Origin of the sequence: Dolomitihabitans soli, from assembly GCF_022213955.1 — a bacterium.
Lineage (GTDB): Bacteria > Actinomycetota > Actinomycetes > Streptosporangiales > Streptosporangiaceae > Streptosporangium_A > Streptosporangium_A soli.
On the sequence record NZ_JAKNTW010000027.1, the window covers coordinates 92,434 to 107,752 of the forward strand.

Genomic DNA, 15,319 nt, shown 5'->3' on the forward strand with positions numbered 1-15,319 from the left:
ACGGTTGGTCGCGGCGGGCAGCAGATGGATAAGGCGCCGAAGGATCGTCGCGAAGCTGCTGATAACCAGTTTGATCATCGTTCGGCGCTTCTCACCGACGAAGTGATCACTGGTTGTGGTGCCATTACGTCGAGTTCACTGTTATGGGTTTCCGCTCGGCTCTGTCGTCGGTATCTGCCGGGTGCGGTGCCGTACTCCCGCTTGAAGGCGTTGGCGAAGGCGAACTCCGAGGTGTAGCCGATCCGGGTGGCCACCTCGCCGAGCGGGGCGTCGGACTCGCGGAGAAGCCGGGCTGCGGTGGTCATGCGCCACCAGGTCAGGTAGGTGAGGGGCGGCTGGCCGATCAGGGTGGTGAAGCGCCGGGAGAAGGCCGCCCTGGACAGTCCCGCCCGGGTGCCGAGTGTCTCGACCGTCCAGGGGAGCGCGGGGTCATGGTGGAGGGCGTGCAGTGCGGAGCTGATCGCCGGGTCGCCCAGTGCCGCGGCCCAGCCGGCGGTCGTGCCGCGTTCGGACTGTTCGTCGAACCAGGCGCGCAGGATGTAGAGCAGCAGCATGTCGAGCAGCGCGGGCACGATGGTGTCGGCGCCGAGGCGGGGGTTGTCGAGTTCGCCGCCGAGGAGGTCGACGGCGGCGCGCAGTTCGGGGAGGTGCCCGAGGCGGGCGGGCAGGTGGACGATCTCGGGCAGGTCGCCCAGGAGCGGATGGGCTCGGCTGGGGTCGAGCCGGTATCCACCGCAGAGGGTCACGGTGACCGCCTGCGCGCTGTCCTGTCCGGTCTTCCCCACGGTCGCGGAGGCGTAGCGGTCTTCGAATCGAGGGTCGTTCAGTGGGTCGCAGACGGGTTCGGTCAGCGGGGTGGTAGGGCTGTCGGCGAGCGCGTAGCCGCTTCCGTGGGGCAGGAACACCACGTCGCCGACGTTCAGGGCGATGGGGGCTCCGTCGTCCGGGGGGATCAGCCGGCACGATCCCTGCAGGACCACCTGAAAACCGGCGGAGCCGCGCACGGTGGGGAACCGCTGCCCCCAGGGGGCGTGCCACTCAACGCGCGCCGAGCGGGGTTCTCCGGCGCGCATCGCGGCGATCACATCGCTGAGTACGTCCACGGGAAGAGTCTATCTCGACGGCCTAAAGAAGACGTACACGTATAAATACGAGATTTTCACGCATTGGATGTCTCACGTCATCCCCATACGGTTGAGTGCATACGAATTGATCAACCTTTGGGGGTCTTTCATGCCGGGGCAACGCAGGATTCTGGTGATCGGGGCGACCGGCACGGTCGGCCGGCAGGTCGTGGCGCAACTGCTGGAGGCGGGGGCCGAGGTTCGCGCGCTGGCCCGCGATCCCGAAGCCGCCGGCCTTCCGGACGGCGTCGAGACCGTGCGCGGCGACCTGGCCGATCCGGACAGCCTGCACTCGCCCCTGGACGGGGTCGAGGCCGTGTTTCTCCTCTGGCCGTTCGCCACGGCCGAGGGGATGCCCGCGGTTCTGGATGTGGTCGCCGCGCATGCCCGCCGCATCGTCTACCTGTCTTCGGCGGCCGTACGCGGCTACGAACAACAGGTCGAGCAGCTGATCGAGCGGTCCGGACTGGAATGGACGTTCCTGCGACCGCACGCCTTCGCGGCCAACACCCTGCGATGGGCCGGGCAGATCCGCGCCGAGGCAGTCGTGCGCGGGCCGTACGGCGCGGCCGCCATGCCCCCGCTGCACGAGCGGGACCTGGCCGCGGTCGCGGTGCGCACACTCGCCGACGACGGGCACAACGGCGCGATCTACGAGCTGACCGGGCCCGAGATACTGACCCAGGCCGAACAGGCGCGCGTCATCGGCGAGGTGATCGGCCGCCCGGTGCACTGGGAGGAGACCTCGCCGCAGACCGCGCGGCAGCAGATGCTCACCCGAGGCTGGCCACCCGCGGCCGTGGACGGCATCCTCCAGGCCCAGGCCGAGATGGTGACCGAGCCGAGAGCGGCCACGGCCACGGTGGCAGAGGTCACCGGAGTCCCGGCCCGCACGTTCCGCACCTGGGTGACCGACCACGCGGGCGAGTTCCGCGGCAGCATGAAGGCCGCCCGCATCCATGAGTACGGCGATGCCTCCGTCATCCGATACGAAGAAGTACCGCGGCCCGCCCCCGGGCCGGGCGAGGTCCTGATCCAGGTCGCTGCCACCTCGTTCAATCCTTCGGAGGCGGCGCTGCGCTCCGGGATGCTGCGAGCCGTGCTGCCGGTGGACCTGCCCTACATCCTCGGCTGGGACGTCTCCGGCACGATCACCGAGGTCAGCGACGACGTGGCGGAATTGGCCGTGGGCGACCGGGTCATCGGCCGTCTCGACGCGGGCGGCGCCGCGGCCGAGTACGTCGCCGCTCCGGCCGGCGTGCTGGCCAAGGCGCCTGCCACCGTTCCCCTGGCCGACGCGGCCGCGATCCCCGTCGCCGCGCTCACCGCCTGGCAGGTGCTGTTCGAGCACGCTCACATCACCGCGGGCCAGCGCGTGCTCATCAACGGCGCCGGTGGCGGCGTGGGAGTGTTCGCCGTCCAGCTCGCCAGGCACGCCGGTGCGACAGTGGTCGCCACGGCCGGCGGCCGCAGCGCCGCGGCGGTCCGCGCGTACGGCGCCGACCAGATCATCGACTACACGACCACCGCTCTCGCAGATGCGCTGGACGGCCCGGTCGATGCCGTCGTCAACCTCGCTCCGATCTCCCCCGAGGCCGCGGCGAGCCTGGTCTCCCTCCTGCGGCCGGGCGGCGTCATCGCCTCCGTCGCCACCCCCGTCGAGCCGCCCGCCGACGCCGATGTCACCGCCCTCCACATGATCGCCCGCAACGACGCCAAGCAACTGAGCGAGATCGTCGAACTCCTCGACGCCGGCGCGCTCATCGTCGACGTCGCCGAATCGCACCCGCTGTCTGACCTCGCGCTGGTCCACCGCAGGAGCGAGGCGGGCCAGACCCGCGGCAAGATCACCATCTTCCCCTGAACGCAAGATCTCGGACCCGGGTACCACGGCGTCCGAAGAAGGAGACTCGTCATGACCAAGATTGCGATCATCATCGGGAGCACGCGGCCAGGGCGCAACGGGGAGGCCGTGGCCCGCTGGGTGCACGACATCGCCATCAAGCGCCAGGACGCCGAGTTCGAGCTGGTGGACCTCAAGGACTTCGACCTGCCGCATCTGGATGAGGTGATGCCGGCGGCGATGGGCCGATACGGCCTGCCGCACACCAGGAAGTGGGCCGCGACGATCGATTCCTTCGATGCGTATGTGTTCGTAACCCCGGAGTACAACCACTCGACGTCGGGCGCGTTGAAGAACGCCATCGACTTCCTGTACGCCGAATGGAACAACAAGGCTGCCGGGTTCGTCAGCTACGGCAGCGCCGGAGGCACTCGCGCGGTGGAGCACCTGCGGCTGGTGATGGGCGAACTCCAGATCGCCGACGTGCGTGCCCAGGTCGCGCTGTCGCTGTTCACCGACTTCGAGAACTACAGCGTCCTCAATCCGGCCGCCCAGCAGGAGGATGCGCTCACCGCCATGCTGGACCAGGTCGTCGCCTGGGGCGCGGCCTTGCGGCCACTTCGTCAGTGATCGTTTCGGATACCCCACAACGTCCCAGGCGCCCTGATCCGTGATGACCGGTATCTCTGCTCGGCGCGTGGACCAGATCGGCAGTGGACGTTTTCGGCCACGCCGTGAACCTACCAGTAGAGGGAATACCATTCCCTGATAGGGTCCGCAGATGGAACATGGTTCTCTCGGTGCCACCGTGCGGGCGAGACTTTCCGGGCTGCACGACGCGGAGGCGCGGGTCGCGCACGTGGTGCTCGACCAGGGCGCCCGGCTCGTCCACCTGAGCGTGAGCGACGTGGCCGGGCTGGCCGGCACGTCGGCGTCCACGGTCGTACGGTCGTGCCGGAGGCTGGGATTCGGCGGCTACCAGGAGTTGAAGATCGCCGCCGCCCGCGAGGCGCCGCCGGAGCCCCGAGACGAGCTCGACCCGCTGACCGCGACCGTCCGGGCGGCGCGGGAGGCGCTCGGCGGGCTGTCGGCCACGCTGTCGCGCGCCGACCTGATCTCGGCCGCCGAAGCGCTCAGCGGCGCCGGCCGGGTGCTGCTGGCGGCCACCGGCCTGTCCGGGGCGATCGCCGTCGACGCCGCCTACCGGCTGCGGGCCCTGGGCCTGCCGGTAGACCTGCCGCCCGACCCGCTCACCGCACACCTGGCCGCCGACCTGCTGCCAGAGCGGTCCGTCTGCCTGGCGATCAGCCACAGCGGGGCCACCCGCTCCACCGTCGAGACGGCCCGCCGCGCCCGCGCCGCGGGGGCGAAGGTCGTGACGATCACCAGCTACGCCAGTTCGCCGCTGACGGAGGAGAGCACATGGGCGCTGGTCGGCGGCGGGCAGGACCTCGTCTTCGGGATGGAAGCGGTGGCCAGCCGCCTCGCCCACCTCACCATCATCGACACGCTGTCCATGATCCTGCTCGGGCTGGGCGGCGACCGGGCCCAGCGGGCGGTGTCGGCCTCCGCGGAAATCACCGCCGACCACAGCTACTGAGAGGACGCCCCATTGATCAACCAGAGCTTCGACATCGCGGGCGAGCTACGCGTGCGGCGGCTGGGATACGGCACCGGCATGCTCACCGGTCCCGGCTACTGGGGGCCACGCCTGCGACCCGAGCAGGCCGTCACCGTGCTCCGCCGTGCCGTGGAACGCGGAGTGACGCTCATCGACACGGCCGACAACTACGGGCCGGACATCGCCGAGGAACTGGTGGCGCGGGCGTTGCACCCGTACCCGGACCATCTGGTGGTGGCGACGAAGGGCGGCGTCGTCCGTACCGGGCCCAACCTCTGGCACACCGACGGGCGGCCGGAGCGGCTACGGGCCATGTGCGAGACGAGCCTGCGCCGACTCAAGGCCGACACCATCGACCTCTACCAACTCCACCGCATCGACCCCGACGTACCGCTGCCCGACCAACTCGGCACCCTGGCCGACCTGCGCACCGAGGGCAAGATCCGGCACATCGGCCTCGACACGATCACCGTGGAGGAGCTGGAGCGCGCCCTGCGGATCACCCCGATCGCCTCGGTGCAGAACCGCTTCAACCTTCTGGATCGCGAGTCCGCCGCGGTGCTGAAGGCGTGCGAGGAGCAGGGGCTGGCGTTCCTGCCGTGGTTCCCACTGGGCAACGGCTCACTGGCCCGCGCGCAGGTGCCGGAGGTGGCACGCCGCCACGGGGCGAGCGCGGGCCAGGTGGCGTTGGCGTGGCTGCTGCACCACTCGCCGGTCATCCTGCCCACGCCGGGCACCGGATCGCTCGCCCACCTGGAGGAGAACCTGGACGCGGCCGTCCTCGACCTCACCCCCGACGACCTCGCCACCCTGAACCGGCTGACCGCCTAAACAGGGTCGGTGCTCACGTGCGGTGCGCCGCGAGGGCCCGGCGATTCATGGGCGTAACCACATCGCCGCACAGGCCCTGCGCGAAGATGCGATGGTACGAGTAATTTTACGTTGATCCTCAAGTATGGCTCAGCTCATACTCCGCGCAGGAACGTGTTTCCCGCTTTTGGAGGAGCTCAAATTATGGCCAGGACGACAACCTCAATGGTGGCCGTGTCCCTTTTGGCGCTGGCCGGTCTGGCCGCGCCGGCGCCTGCGAGTTTCGCGCAGTCGACGGTGCGGCCCGCGCCCGCCGGCATCGACAGGTCGGCAGCGGACCCGGTGGAGCCGGAGGATACGCTCGCCGAACTCACCTTTGTGAACGGCGTGCGGGTCGTGTTCTCACACAGCGAGTCCTCGCGGGAATACGGGCTCCTCCAAGAGGGAGCCGAAGACGAGAACGCGCCGGTCGTGGCTCTTCCGGTCGGAAGCATGCTCAAGGCCTACCTCGACGCGACGCCCGGACATCTGCCGGTTCCCCGGTTACTGCTGGACGAACCCCGGGAGGATTCGACTCCGCCACCGGACCTCGAAGGACGGACGATCACCGCCTCTCCCGTCGTGGCCCGTGGCCTCGCCGTACCCCGGTCCGCGGACCACGCCTCCACGGTTTCCGGCCAGGGCTGCTACTCGACGCTCTTCGCGTATTTCGATTGGCACGATAACGCGATAGCCGGGATGGCGCCCAAGACGTACTACTCCTCAGATTTCGACGGAAAGACTCGCTACAGCAACAGCTACGTAGCAAATTGCACCCCTGTGGGATCGCCAAGCTACCTGTACGCGAGGCATCGCATTTACTACCAGAACGTCTCGGGTAACTACGTGAAGCAATTCGACGGCCAGGTGCCGCCCGGACACTGGCAGGCGAAGTCCAAGGGGTCCGTCAAGCGTTATCGCGCGGTGGCCTACAGCGACGGCTGGAACGCCGACCCTTCGTGCGGCGGCGGCTCGTGCAAGTACACCAGAGAGGGCGTCTTCACCTCCTGACCGACCTGCCGGACTAATCGCCGGGCCGGCCGGACGCGAGTGGTGACGTGGGCCTACTCGCTGTGCGGCGCCTTGGCGCTCGTCAGGCGGGCCGCCGACCAAGCCGGGACGGCCGGCACAGGTGCTTCTGCCGTGGCGTCCGACCGAGAGCCCGGCCCTCGGGAAAGCGTCCGAAGTCCCTTGTGGCGATGGGGTGGGCAGGGCCTTTCGGCCCGGGGGAGAAGGTCCTTACGCCCTGCCCCCGGAGGACGGCCACATGGTGATAGTGGGGATGAAGCCCTTGGAGGTGAAGGCATGCGTCCCCAGGAAGAAGTGAAGAACGTCGTCCGTACCGCGGTCGAGGAGGCCGCGTGGGCGCCCTCGACCCACAACACCCAGCCGTGGTCGTTCGTCGTCTCCGGCGAGGAGATCAGCCTGCGGGCCGACGCCGACAGGAAGCTCACCGTCAGCGATCCTGCGGGCCGGGAGATGCTGGTCAGCTGCGGAGCGGCCCTGTTCACCATCAGGGCCGCGCTGCGCGGGCTCGGTTGTGAGCCGGTCGTGCGCGTGCTTCCCGATCCGGACCGGCCCGCGCTGGTGGCCATCGTACGGCTGGGCGGAGCGGTGGTCGCCGACGACCACGACCGGCGACTGCGGGCCGAGATCGGCAGGCGGCGCACCCACCGGGGGGACTTCAGCACCCTGCCGGTGCCCCGAAGCCTCATGGACGCGCTGTGCCGCGAAGCCGAGACGGAGGGGGTACGGCTGACGCCGATGCCGTCGGAGTCAGCGGTGCACACGATCGCCGCACTGACCCAGGCCGCGCAGGAGGTGCAGTCGCAGGACGAGGCGTTCTCGCGGGAACTGATGCGCTGGTCGCGGGCTCCTGGAAGCGCGCGGCGTGACGGGGTGCCCGCTGACGCCTACCCGCGCGGGCCGGGGGAGGCCTATCCCGCGTTCGCCCAGCGTGACTACAGGAGGGGGCAGGAGTGGGGTTATGACCGGCCGTTGAGCCAGGTCATGCCCGCCTCTCCCGGCGAGGTCGCGGTGCTCACCACCTCCGGCGACTCCCGCGAGGACTGGGTGGCGGCCGGGCAGGCGTTGCAGCGGGTGCTGCTGTTCGCCTCGGCGTACGGTGTCAGCGCGGCCTTTCACACACAGGCGCTGGAGAAGGAGCACCTGAGGGAGTTCCTGCGCCAGGAGGTCTGCGCGGGCGAGTACCCGCAAATGGTCATGAGGTTGGGGATCACCTTCGACGAGGCCAGGGCCATGCGCCGGCCGCTTGAGGAGATCTTCGAGAAGCGCCCCTGAACAGCACGCCGCCGCCCAGGGGGATGCATATATCCGAAGGTGGGCGGTGGGGTGGGGGAGTGGCAGACTCTCGTATATGGCCGACGATGAGGCTCGTTCGCTGATGCCGCAGATGCGGCTGGACGAACTGCTGTCTGAGCTTCAGGTACGCCTGGAGGCCGTGCTCGCGACGCGTGACCGGGTGCACGCGCTGCTGGACGCGGTGGTCTCGGTTGGTGGCGACCTCGATCTGGAGACGGTGCTGCGACGCATCGTGGAGACGGCCACCAGACTGGTGGACGCCAGTTACGGGGCGCTCGGGGTGGTGGGACAGGAGAGCACGCTGGTGCAGTTCGTGCCGGTGGGGCTGAGCGAGGCGGAGATCGCCCGGATCGAGCACTGGCCGCACGGGCTGGGCCTGCTGGGACTGCTCATCAAGGAGCCGAAGCCGCTTCGCCTGGCGCACATCTCGGATCATCCGGAGTCCTACGGCTTCCCGCCGGGGCATCCGCCGATGGGGTCGTTCCTGGGTGTGCCGGTGCGGGTGCGTGATGAGGTCTTCGGGAATCTTTACCTGACGGAGAAACGCGGCGGCGGGGAGTTCGACGAGGAGGATCAGGCGATCGTCATCGCACTGGCCACTGCCGCCGGTGTCGCGATCGAGAACGCGCGGTTGTACGAGGAGACACGGCGCAGGGAGACGTGGCTGACCGCCTCCTCGCAGATCAGCACCAGCCTGCTGTCCGGAGCGGGTTCCGACGAGGTGCTCACGTTGATGGCGCGGCGAGCCCGGGGGATGGCCGACGCCGACGTGGTGGCGATGCTGCTGCCGGATGAGGCGGGGGCACGCTTGCGCGTGGTGATCGCGGACGGCCTGGCCGCCGACCAGATCACGCACGCCGAGGTGGAGATCGCCGGTTCCCTGGGCGGGCGGGCGTTCGCCGCGGGGGAGCCGTGCATGGTGGACAACCTCGATGAGAGCGATCTTCCCTCGGTTCTGGCGGGGCCCTGCTCCGCCGGACCGGCGGCGGCCATTCCGCTCGGCGCAGTGGGAGCGGTGCGTGGTGTGCTGATACTGGCCAAGCGTTCGGGAAGGGTCCCCTTCAGCCAGGCCGAACTACGCATGTTGCACGCGTTCGCCGGACAGGCGGCGGTGGCGCTGGAACTGGCCGAGCGGCGTGCCGACGCGGAACGGCTGAGTCTTCTGGAAGACCGTGACCGGATCGCGAAGGACCTGCACGACGTGGTGATCCAGCGGCTCTTCGCGATCGCGATGACGCTGATGAGCGTGGTGCGGCTGGTCGATCGCCCGGAGGCGTCCTCTCGGTTGCAGGGGGCGATCGACGAACTGGACGAGACCATCCGGCAGATCCGCTCCACGATCTTCGCTCTGCAGACTCCCCGCGATACCGCATCACCGAGCCTGCGCACCCGGATCGTCGAACTGGTGGAGGACGCCCGCGGCCATCTCGGCTTCATGCCCGGCCTGAAACTGGAGGGCCAGCTCGACAACCAGGTGCCCCCGGAGATCGCCGAGCATCTGCTGGCGGTGCTGCGCGAGGCGCTGTCGAATGCCGTACGGCATGCGAAGGCGTTCCGGGTGGAGGTGACCGCCATCACTCACGACGGCGTGTTGTCCCTGATCGTCGAGGACGACGGGGTCGGCCCTGCCAAGGACGGTCGCCGGAGCGGACTGCGCAACCTGGAGGAGCGGGCCACCAGTCTGGGCGGCACGTTCGAGTTGTCGGCACGGGAGGCGGGCGGAACCCGGTTGTGCTGGAGCGTCCCGCTCCGTCAGTGATCGAGGCGGCGACCGGAGAGCTGCTCGGGCTGGATCACGATGTAGTGGTCCGGACCACCGGGCGTCCAGGAGATGAGCGGCAGCCTGGCCAGGCGCTCGATCTCCGCTGGGTCGTGTACCGCCCGCGCGTGTCCGACGGTGGTGACCGACCAGCCGGTGCGTGTCTCCGGATTGAAGTCATCGGCCTCGAACGCCACGATCGCGTCGTGTGCGGCGCCGGCGAGAGTGGAGCGGGCCGCGGCGCGGACCACGATGGTGTCGCCGTCAAGGGCGAACCCGACCGGTTGCACGGCGGGGAGCGCACGTTCGGTGAACACGATCCGCCCGATCCTGGCCGAAGCCAGGAGCCGGATGCACTCTTGCTGGGAGAGCACGTGCAAACCTGCAGAATCGAGCATCATGTCATCCAGGATGCCGTCTCACCGAGCCGGCGAGTTAGGGGCGAAGGTCCCACTCATTCACGACGATCTGCCTTCAACCGGGCGGCGAGCGCGGCGACCTGGGTACGGCGCTGCATGTCGAGCTTGCTCAGCAGATTGGAGACGTAGTTCTTGACCGTCTTCTCCGCCAGGTAGAGCCGCTCGCCGATCTGCCGGTTGGTCAGACCTTCGCCGATCAGCTCAAGGATGTGCCGCTCCTGCTCCGACAGAGCGGCGAGCGGGTGGGCCTTGGCAGCGTGATCGCGCAAGCGGGCCAGCATGGCGGCGGTGGTCTGGGGATCGAGCAGCGACTGCCCGGAGGCGACCGTGCGAACCGCCCCCACCAGGTCCGAGCCGTGGATCTGCTTGAGCACGTAGCCCGAAGCCCCGGCCAGCACCGCGTCGAACAGCGCATCGTCGTCGGCATAGGAGGTCAGCATCAGGCAAGCCAGCTCCGGCAACCGGGAGCGCACTTCACGGCACACGTCCACCCCGTTGCCGTCGGGCAGGCGGACATCCAGCACCGCCACGTCGGGTTTGAGCGCCGGGATACGCGCGACAGCGGACTCGGCGGTGCCCGCCTCGCCGATCACCTCGATGTCGTCCTCGGAGCTGAGCAGCGCGATTACGCCTCGCCGTACCACTTCGTGGTCGTCCACGAGGAACACGCGAATCATGTTTCCGATGCTAACCACCGGCCATCCCCAGGAGTAGGGACCAAGGTCACATGCACCTCCGCCAGGCGACCCCGGGTTCGCCTGCGTGAGGGCACCGGACACTCGGTTCGTCGCGGGCCTGGGCGACGTCGGAGCCGGCCGGGTGTCCCACCCCGGACAGTGACTGGACGACGTCGTCGTCTTTCCAGGCCGGGGTTTGCGTGTACGGCGACCACGCCATCGAGGCTCTCCGCGATCTGGACGATGGCGGGTGACATGGCAGGCAGGGCCCGTTGGCCTGGGGATCGGGTGCCGAAGGTCCCTGTCGCGGTGTCGCCACGCGGCGGATCGTGGAGGGTATGACGACTTTGTCGCGGATCAAGACGAAGCAGTTGAGGGAGCTGGTTCCGGCACAAGACAGAATCGCGGCGGACCTCGTACCACCGGTCATTCTGGGAGGAGGCGATTCCGATGAAGGGTCGGAATCGATGGGTGGCGCGCCAGGTGCGCCTGTACCGGCTTGACCGCAACCCACTCCGCCGGCGCTGGGACAGGATCGAGGCATTCGTCGTGGCGATCGTCCTGGTCCTGAGCATGGCCGGGGTGCCCTTCGCGGTGAGGCTCGGGCTGACGGTCTACGAGCAGGGGGTGACCTCGGAAAGGTCAGGGCGATGGGTGAGCGGGCGACTGGTCTCCAATGCCCCGGCGGCGAGGTGGGCGGACCCCGAGGGTGGACTGAACACGGTCAAGGCGCCGGCGCGCTGGCCGCTGGCCGACGGCGGGAGCGGCACCGGCATGGTGGACGTCCCCGAGGGAAGCAAGGCGGGCAGTCCAGTCCGTATCTGGCTCGACGCCTCAGGGAAACCGGTCACGAAGCCGCCGGAGCGCGCCACCACCGTGGCGAAGGCCGTGGTCGCGGGATCGGGGGTGATGCTCCTCGGCTTCGGCACACTGCTGCTCGCCTACGGCGCGACCCGGTGTCTGCTCGACCGGCGTCGCCATACCGCCTGGGAAGAGGAGTGGGCCGCGGCGGACCGCCGCTGGCACAAGGGCCCGTCCATTTAGGACGGCCCCACCGGATCTCATGCTCGCTCAGTCGTTCGATTCGCAAGCTTCGAAACCCGAGCCCCCCTCCGCCTTGGCGGCGCCACGGAGACGGGGACTGCTGCAGAATCCTGCCCAGGTCCGACGCGGTGACCATGCCGATCACGCGGTCGGACTCGACGACCACGACGACCTGATCATTGAGTGTCGCAGGCAGGTCCAGGACGCGCGCCGCAGGCTCGTCGGGGGTGAGAATGCGGCTGGGAGGCAGCGGACGAGCGACCTCCGAAACACGGGTCGCGCGACGTCGTTCCGGCGTGAGCCCCGCGATGGTCTCGAGGGACAGGACGCCGACGGGGCCGCCGGAGTAGTCCACGACGGGGAACACGGTCTGCCGTGAGCAGAGCACCACACCGGTCGTGCAGTGCTCCAGATCGAGCCAGGCGGGAGCGAGGTCGGGATCAGGGGTCATGATGTCGCGCATCCGGAGGTCGGCCAATCCCTCTCGGGCCTCCCGGTTGATCACTTCGCCGCGAGCCGCGCTGCTGAGGAACCAGCCGATGAGAATCGTCCACAGTCCGCCCACCGGCGACCAGAGGACGAGTTGCACGACACCGATGGCGACCATGATCATCCCCAGTGCCTGTCCTGCCCGGGCAGCGGACCTGTCGGCGCGAGCCCGGTCCCGGTAGCGCCACCACAGGAAGGCGTGCAACACCCTGCCACCGTCCAGCGGTGCGCCCGGTAGCAGGTTGAATACGCCGAGCATGGCGTTGATGAGCGCCAGCCAGATCAGTGCGGCCCACACGAGCGGGGGACCGTCGAAGAGGGCCACCACCAAGCCCAGCACCGCTGCCAGACCGAGGCTCGTGAGCGGGCCCGAGCCGCTGATCTCCAGCTCCGACCTCGGTGTCTTCGCCTCACCGTCGAGTTCCGTGACACCGCCGAGCAACCACAGCGTGACGGCCTTCACCCGGATGCCTCGCCGGTGGGCGACCAGTGCGTGCGCGAGCTCGTGCGCCAGCAACGACGCGAACAGGAGCGCTGCCGTGACCACGGCGAAGCCCCAGTAGAGTCCGGCAGGAAGCCCCCGGGCGGTACTCGGCAGGACGGTGCTTCCCAGAACCCCCGCCACCAGGGCGACGATCACGAGCGCCGACCAGTGGATCCCCAGCGGAATCCCCGCCACATGGCCCAGACGTAGGCTCGACTTCATACTTCCAAGGTCTGCTGAACCGGTGACGGGGGACAGTACCTTTCGGTCCGCGCAGGCAGGACCTTGGTCCTCGGTCAGCTGTCCGCGAGACGGCAGGCGGCCTCCCCGGGTTGGCCTCAGGACCGGTGGGCCATGCCGATGTCCTCCGTGGCGAAGGTCAGCTCGGTCTGCACGTCGATGACCCCGTCGACACCTCTGATCGCCTCGACGAGGCGGGAACCCTGCGAACGCCTGGGCAGCCGTCCCCCCAGGGTGACCACGCAATCCCGCACGGTGACGGTCAACTCATCCGCGTCGATGTACAACCTCTGCAGCAACTCATCGATCTGACGCCGGATGTCGGTCGCGGGGCGGTTGAAGATCTTGAGTAGATCCCGCTGGCAGATGGTGCCGACGAGCAGGCCCGTCATCAGCTCGACCACGGGCACCTGCTTGATCAGGTTGTCGTGCATCAACCGGGCCGCCTCGCGAACCGTCGTGCCCGGTGTCACCGTGATCGCCGGAACGCTCATCAGCTCCCGGGCGGTGTTCCCCCGGGCGCGTAGGTGTTCCCGATGGAGCCGGTGACCCTCGAAGAGGTCTTCCTCATGGAGGTACGGGTCTGTTTCCCTGAGCAGCAGGTCGTCCTCCGACACCATCCCGACGGGCCGCCGGTTGGCGTCGACCACGGTCACCGCACCCACGTCGAGCCGCCGCATCGCGGTCACGAGCTCGGTGAACGTCGCCTCCGGCTGAACGGCCACGGCTACACCGCTCATGACATCCCTTACCTTCATCATCGTCATTACCCTCCCCTTTCTCCTTCCAGCATCCCCCTCAACGGCCGACCTGGTCAGCGGCGAAGGTCACTCGGTCCCCGGGACCTACGGGAACCATCTGCCTGTCGTGCCGGGGACTTTGGTCCCATGATCCGCAGGTCCTTGCGCACTCCTCACCACCCCGTAGGTCAGCCCACTCTGGAAGTAGAGAGGCTCCGCATGAGGAGGCGGAAATGAAGGCTCTGGTGTACGGCGGGCCGGGTGAGAAGTCCTGGACCGAGCGAGGTGAGGGAGATGTTCGCTGATCGCCATGATGCGGGCGTGCGCCTGGCCGAACGGTTGCACGGGCTGATCCATGCTGAGAACGTGCTCGTCCTGGGGCTGCCCAGAGGAGGAGTGGCGGTGGCGTTCGAGGTGGCCAGGGCTCTGGCCGCCCCCTTGGATGTGATCGTGGTCCGCAAGCTGGGGGTGCCGTTCCAGCCGGAGTTGGGGTTCGGCGCGATCGGGGAGGGCGGGGCACGTGTCCTCAATCACGAGATCGTGCGACTGACGGGACTGACATCGGCGGAGACGGCGGCGGTGGAGGAACATGAGCGGGCCGAACTCCTGCGCCGGGCGCGCTGTTTTCGAAATGACCGCGCTCCGCTGGACCTGACGAATCGTACGGTGATCGTGGTGGACGACGGGGTCGCCACCGGCGGAACGGCCCGCGCCGCCTGCCAGGTCGCTCGGGCGCGGGGGGCCTCACGGGTGGTGCTGGCGATTCCCGTAGGGGCGCCCGACACGATCGCGAGCCTGCGCGAGGTCGCCGACGAGGTGGTCTGTCTGCAGACCCCCCGTCACCTTCGCGGGATCGGGGCGTGTTACGTCGACTTCACGCAGGCCACCGACGAGCAGGTGATCGAGTTGCTCGGGCGGGCCGCGTCCTTCGCGGGCAGGCGCGGCGAGAACGTGGCAGGGACCGATCCACCCGGTTTCGCCGGGGAACTCCAGGTGGACGCCGGAGAGGTCCGGCTGCCAGGCCGGCTCGTCATACCGAGGCAGTGCCAGGGGGTGGTGGTGTTCGTGCACGGCAGCGGAAGTGGGCGGCACAGTCCGCGTAACCGATACGTGGCCTCCGCGCTCAATCAGGCCGGTCTGGGAACATTGCTGTTCGACCAGCTCACCCCCGAGGAGGAGGACGACCGGCGCAACGTGTTCGACATCGGGTTGCTGACCGAAAGACTCGTCCGGGTGACCGGCCGGCTGAGTGATCACTCGCAGGTGGCGGGGCTGCCGATCGGCTACTTCGGGGCCAGCACCGGAGCCGCGGCCGCGCTGTGCGCGGCGGCGGAGCCCGAGAACGAGATCGCCGCCGTCGTCTCCCGGGGTGGCCGGCCGGATCTGGCCGCACCGAGCCTCGCCTCAGTACGGGCGGCTACCCTGCTGATCGTAGGAGGTCACGACGAGGAGGTGCTGGGCCTCAATCGCAGCGCGCAGCAGCGGTTGCGCTGTGAGAACCTGCTCCACATCGTTCCCGGCGCCACTCACCTGTTCCAGGAGCCCGGAGCGCTGGAGACCGTCGCGGCTCTCGCACGCGACTGGTTCATCGGCCACTTCGGACCGGACCGTATACAGCCGGGGGCAGCGAAGACGTTCCCATGGTCGTGACGAGAGGGAGTCGCGGCGACGACGATCTCGGCGCCGGTCATCGGATGCCGACCACTGG

The 15,319-nt window shown here is 68.9% G+C and carries 13 protein-coding genes and 1 pseudogene; 9 read left to right on the forward strand and 5 right to left on the reverse strand.

Features of this window, described 5'->3' with window-relative positions; all coding sequences use genetic code 11:
- Nucleotides 1-74: 74 nt before the first annotated feature.
- Nucleotides 75-1,103: an AraC family transcriptional regulator gene (locus tag MBA17_RS37310; protein ID WP_238502279.1), complete on the reverse strand. Its 1,029-nt coding sequence runs from the start codon at nt 1,101-1,103 to the stop codon at nt 75-77.
- 130 nt (nt 1,104-1,233) lie between these two features.
- On the opposite strand from MBA17_RS37310, the gene MBA17_RS37315 reads away from it, so the two are divergent.
- From MBA17_RS37315 to MBA17_RS37345, 7 genes are all read left to right on the forward strand, one after another.
- Nucleotides 1,234-2,988 (forward strand): NAD(P)H-binding protein, encoded by a 1,755-nt coding sequence (locus tag MBA17_RS37315; RefSeq protein WP_238502280.1) that lies wholly within the window; start codon nt 1,234-1,236, stop codon nt 2,986-2,988.
- Nucleotides 2,989-3,039: 51 nt separating this feature from the next.
- Nucleotides 3,040-3,597: an NADPH-dependent FMN reductase gene (locus MBA17_RS37320; protein ID WP_238502281.1), complete on the forward strand. Its 558-nt coding sequence runs from the start codon at nt 3,040-3,042 to the stop codon at nt 3,595-3,597.
- 151 nt (nt 3,598-3,748) lie between these two features.
- Nucleotides 3,749-4,567, forward strand: a complete 819-nt coding sequence (locus tag MBA17_RS37325) for a MurR/RpiR family transcriptional regulator (protein WP_238502283.1) — start codon at nt 3,749-3,751, stop codon at nt 4,565-4,567.
- 78 nt (nt 4,568-4,645) lie between these two features.
- Nucleotides 4,646-5,419 carry an aldo/keto reductase gene (locus tag MBA17_RS37330; RefSeq protein WP_238502348.1) on the forward strand — a complete coding sequence of 258 codons (774 nt, stop codon included), beginning with the start codon at nt 4,646-4,648 and terminating at the stop codon, nt 5,417-5,419.
- 183 nt (nt 5,420-5,602) lie between these two features.
- Nucleotides 5,603-6,448, forward strand: coding sequence for a hypothetical protein (locus tag MBA17_RS37335; RefSeq protein WP_238502285.1), 846 nt, complete (start codon nt 5,603-5,605; stop codon nt 6,446-6,448).
- A 294-nt stretch (nt 6,449-6,742) separates the two neighbouring features.
- Entirely contained in the window at nt 6,743-7,738 is a 996-nt protein-coding gene (locus MBA17_RS37340) for an Acg family FMN-binding oxidoreductase (RefSeq protein ID WP_238502287.1), read from the forward strand.
- Nucleotides 7,739-7,814: 76 nt separating this feature from the next.
- The gene (locus tag MBA17_RS37345) at nt 7,815-9,518 is read left to right on the forward strand and encodes a sensor histidine kinase (protein WP_238502289.1); all 1,704 of its coding nucleotides are present in this window, start codon (nt 7,815-7,817) and stop codon (nt 9,516-9,518) included.
- Here the strand turns inward: MBA17_RS37345 and MBA17_RS37350 are convergent.
- Both MBA17_RS37350 and MBA17_RS37355 read right to left on the reverse strand, forming a co-directional pair.
- On the reverse strand, nt 9,512-9,919 hold the full coding sequence (locus MBA17_RS37350) for a pyridoxamine 5'-phosphate oxidase family protein (protein ID WP_238502290.1): 408 nt from the start codon (nt 9,917-9,919) through the stop codon (nt 9,512-9,514). The genes MBA17_RS37345 and MBA17_RS37350 overlap by 7 nt on opposite strands.
- A 53-nt stretch (nt 9,920-9,972) precedes the next feature.
- Entirely contained in the window at nt 9,973-10,614 is a 642-nt protein-coding gene (locus tag MBA17_RS37355) for a response regulator (RefSeq protein WP_238502291.1), read from the reverse strand.
- Between the two features lie 450 nt (nt 10,615-11,064).
- Between MBA17_RS37355 and MBA17_RS37360 the strand changes: the two genes are divergently transcribed.
- The gene (locus MBA17_RS37360) at nt 11,065-11,658 is read left to right on the forward strand and encodes an Rv1733c family protein (protein WP_238502292.1); all 594 of its coding nucleotides are present in this window, start codon (nt 11,065-11,067) and stop codon (nt 11,656-11,658) included.
- Nucleotides 11,659-12,277: 619 nt separating this feature from the next.
- Here MBA17_RS37360 and MBA17_RS50700 read toward each other — a convergent pair.
- Both MBA17_RS50700 and MBA17_RS37365 read right to left on the reverse strand, forming a co-directional pair.
- Nucleotides 12,278-12,853: pseudogene (locus tag MBA17_RS50700) on the reverse strand (site-2 protease family protein); the annotation flags it as partial.
- A 116-nt stretch (nt 12,854-12,969) separates the two neighbouring features.
- Nucleotides 12,970-13,611 (reverse strand): CBS domain-containing protein, encoded by a 642-nt coding sequence (locus MBA17_RS37365; RefSeq protein WP_238502293.1) that lies wholly within the window; start codon nt 13,609-13,611, stop codon nt 12,970-12,972.
- 294 nt (nt 13,612-13,905) lie between these two features.
- Here MBA17_RS37365 and MBA17_RS37370 point away from each other — a divergent pair, with 294 nt between their 5' ends.
- Nucleotides 13,906-15,261, forward strand: coding sequence for a phosphoribosyltransferase family protein (locus MBA17_RS37370; protein ID WP_238502294.1), 1,356 nt, complete (start codon nt 13,906-13,908; stop codon nt 15,259-15,261).
- Nucleotides 15,262-15,319: the final 58 nt, after the last annotated feature.

Coding starts and splice junctions, on each gene's coding strand:
- MBA17_RS37330 (WP_238502348.1), top strand. CDS start 4,646: ATGCTCACCGGTCCCGGCTACTGGGGGCCACGCCTGCGACCCGAGCAG.
- MBA17_RS37370 (WP_238502294.1), top strand. CDS start 13,906: ATGTTCGCTGATCGCCATGATGCGGGCGTGCGCCTGGCCGAACGGTTG.
- MBA17_RS37335 (WP_238502285.1), top strand. CDS start 5,603: ATGGCCAGGACGACAACCTCAATGGTGGCCGTGTCCCTTTTGGCGCTG.
- MBA17_RS37345 (WP_238502289.1), top strand. CDS start 7,815: ATGGCCGACGATGAGGCTCGTTCGCTGATGCCGCAGATGCGGCTGGAC.
- MBA17_RS37315 (WP_238502280.1), top strand. CDS start 1,234: ATGCCGGGGCAACGCAGGATTCTGGTGATCGGGGCGACCGGCACGGTC.
- MBA17_RS37320 (WP_238502281.1), top strand. CDS start 3,040: ATGACCAAGATTGCGATCATCATCGGGAGCACGCGGCCAGGGCGCAAC.
- MBA17_RS37355 (WP_238502291.1), bottom strand. CDS start 10,614: ATGATTCGCGTGTTCCTCGTGGACGACCACGAAGTGGTACGGCGAGGC.
- MBA17_RS37365 (WP_238502293.1), bottom strand. CDS start 13,611: ATGAGCGGTGTAGCCGTGGCCGTTCAGCCGGAGGCGACGTTCACCGAG.
- MBA17_RS37340 (WP_238502287.1), top strand. CDS start 6,743: ATGCGTCCCCAGGAAGAAGTGAAGAACGTCGTCCGTACCGCGGTCGAG.
- MBA17_RS37325 (WP_238502283.1), top strand. CDS start 3,749: ATGGAACATGGTTCTCTCGGTGCCACCGTGCGGGCGAGACTTTCCGGG.
- MBA17_RS37360 (WP_238502292.1), top strand. CDS start 11,065: ATGAAGGGTCGGAATCGATGGGTGGCGCGCCAGGTGCGCCTGTACCGG.
- MBA17_RS37350 (WP_238502290.1), bottom strand. CDS start 9,919: ATGATGCTCGATTCTGCAGGTTTGCACGTGCTCTCCCAGCAAGAGTGC.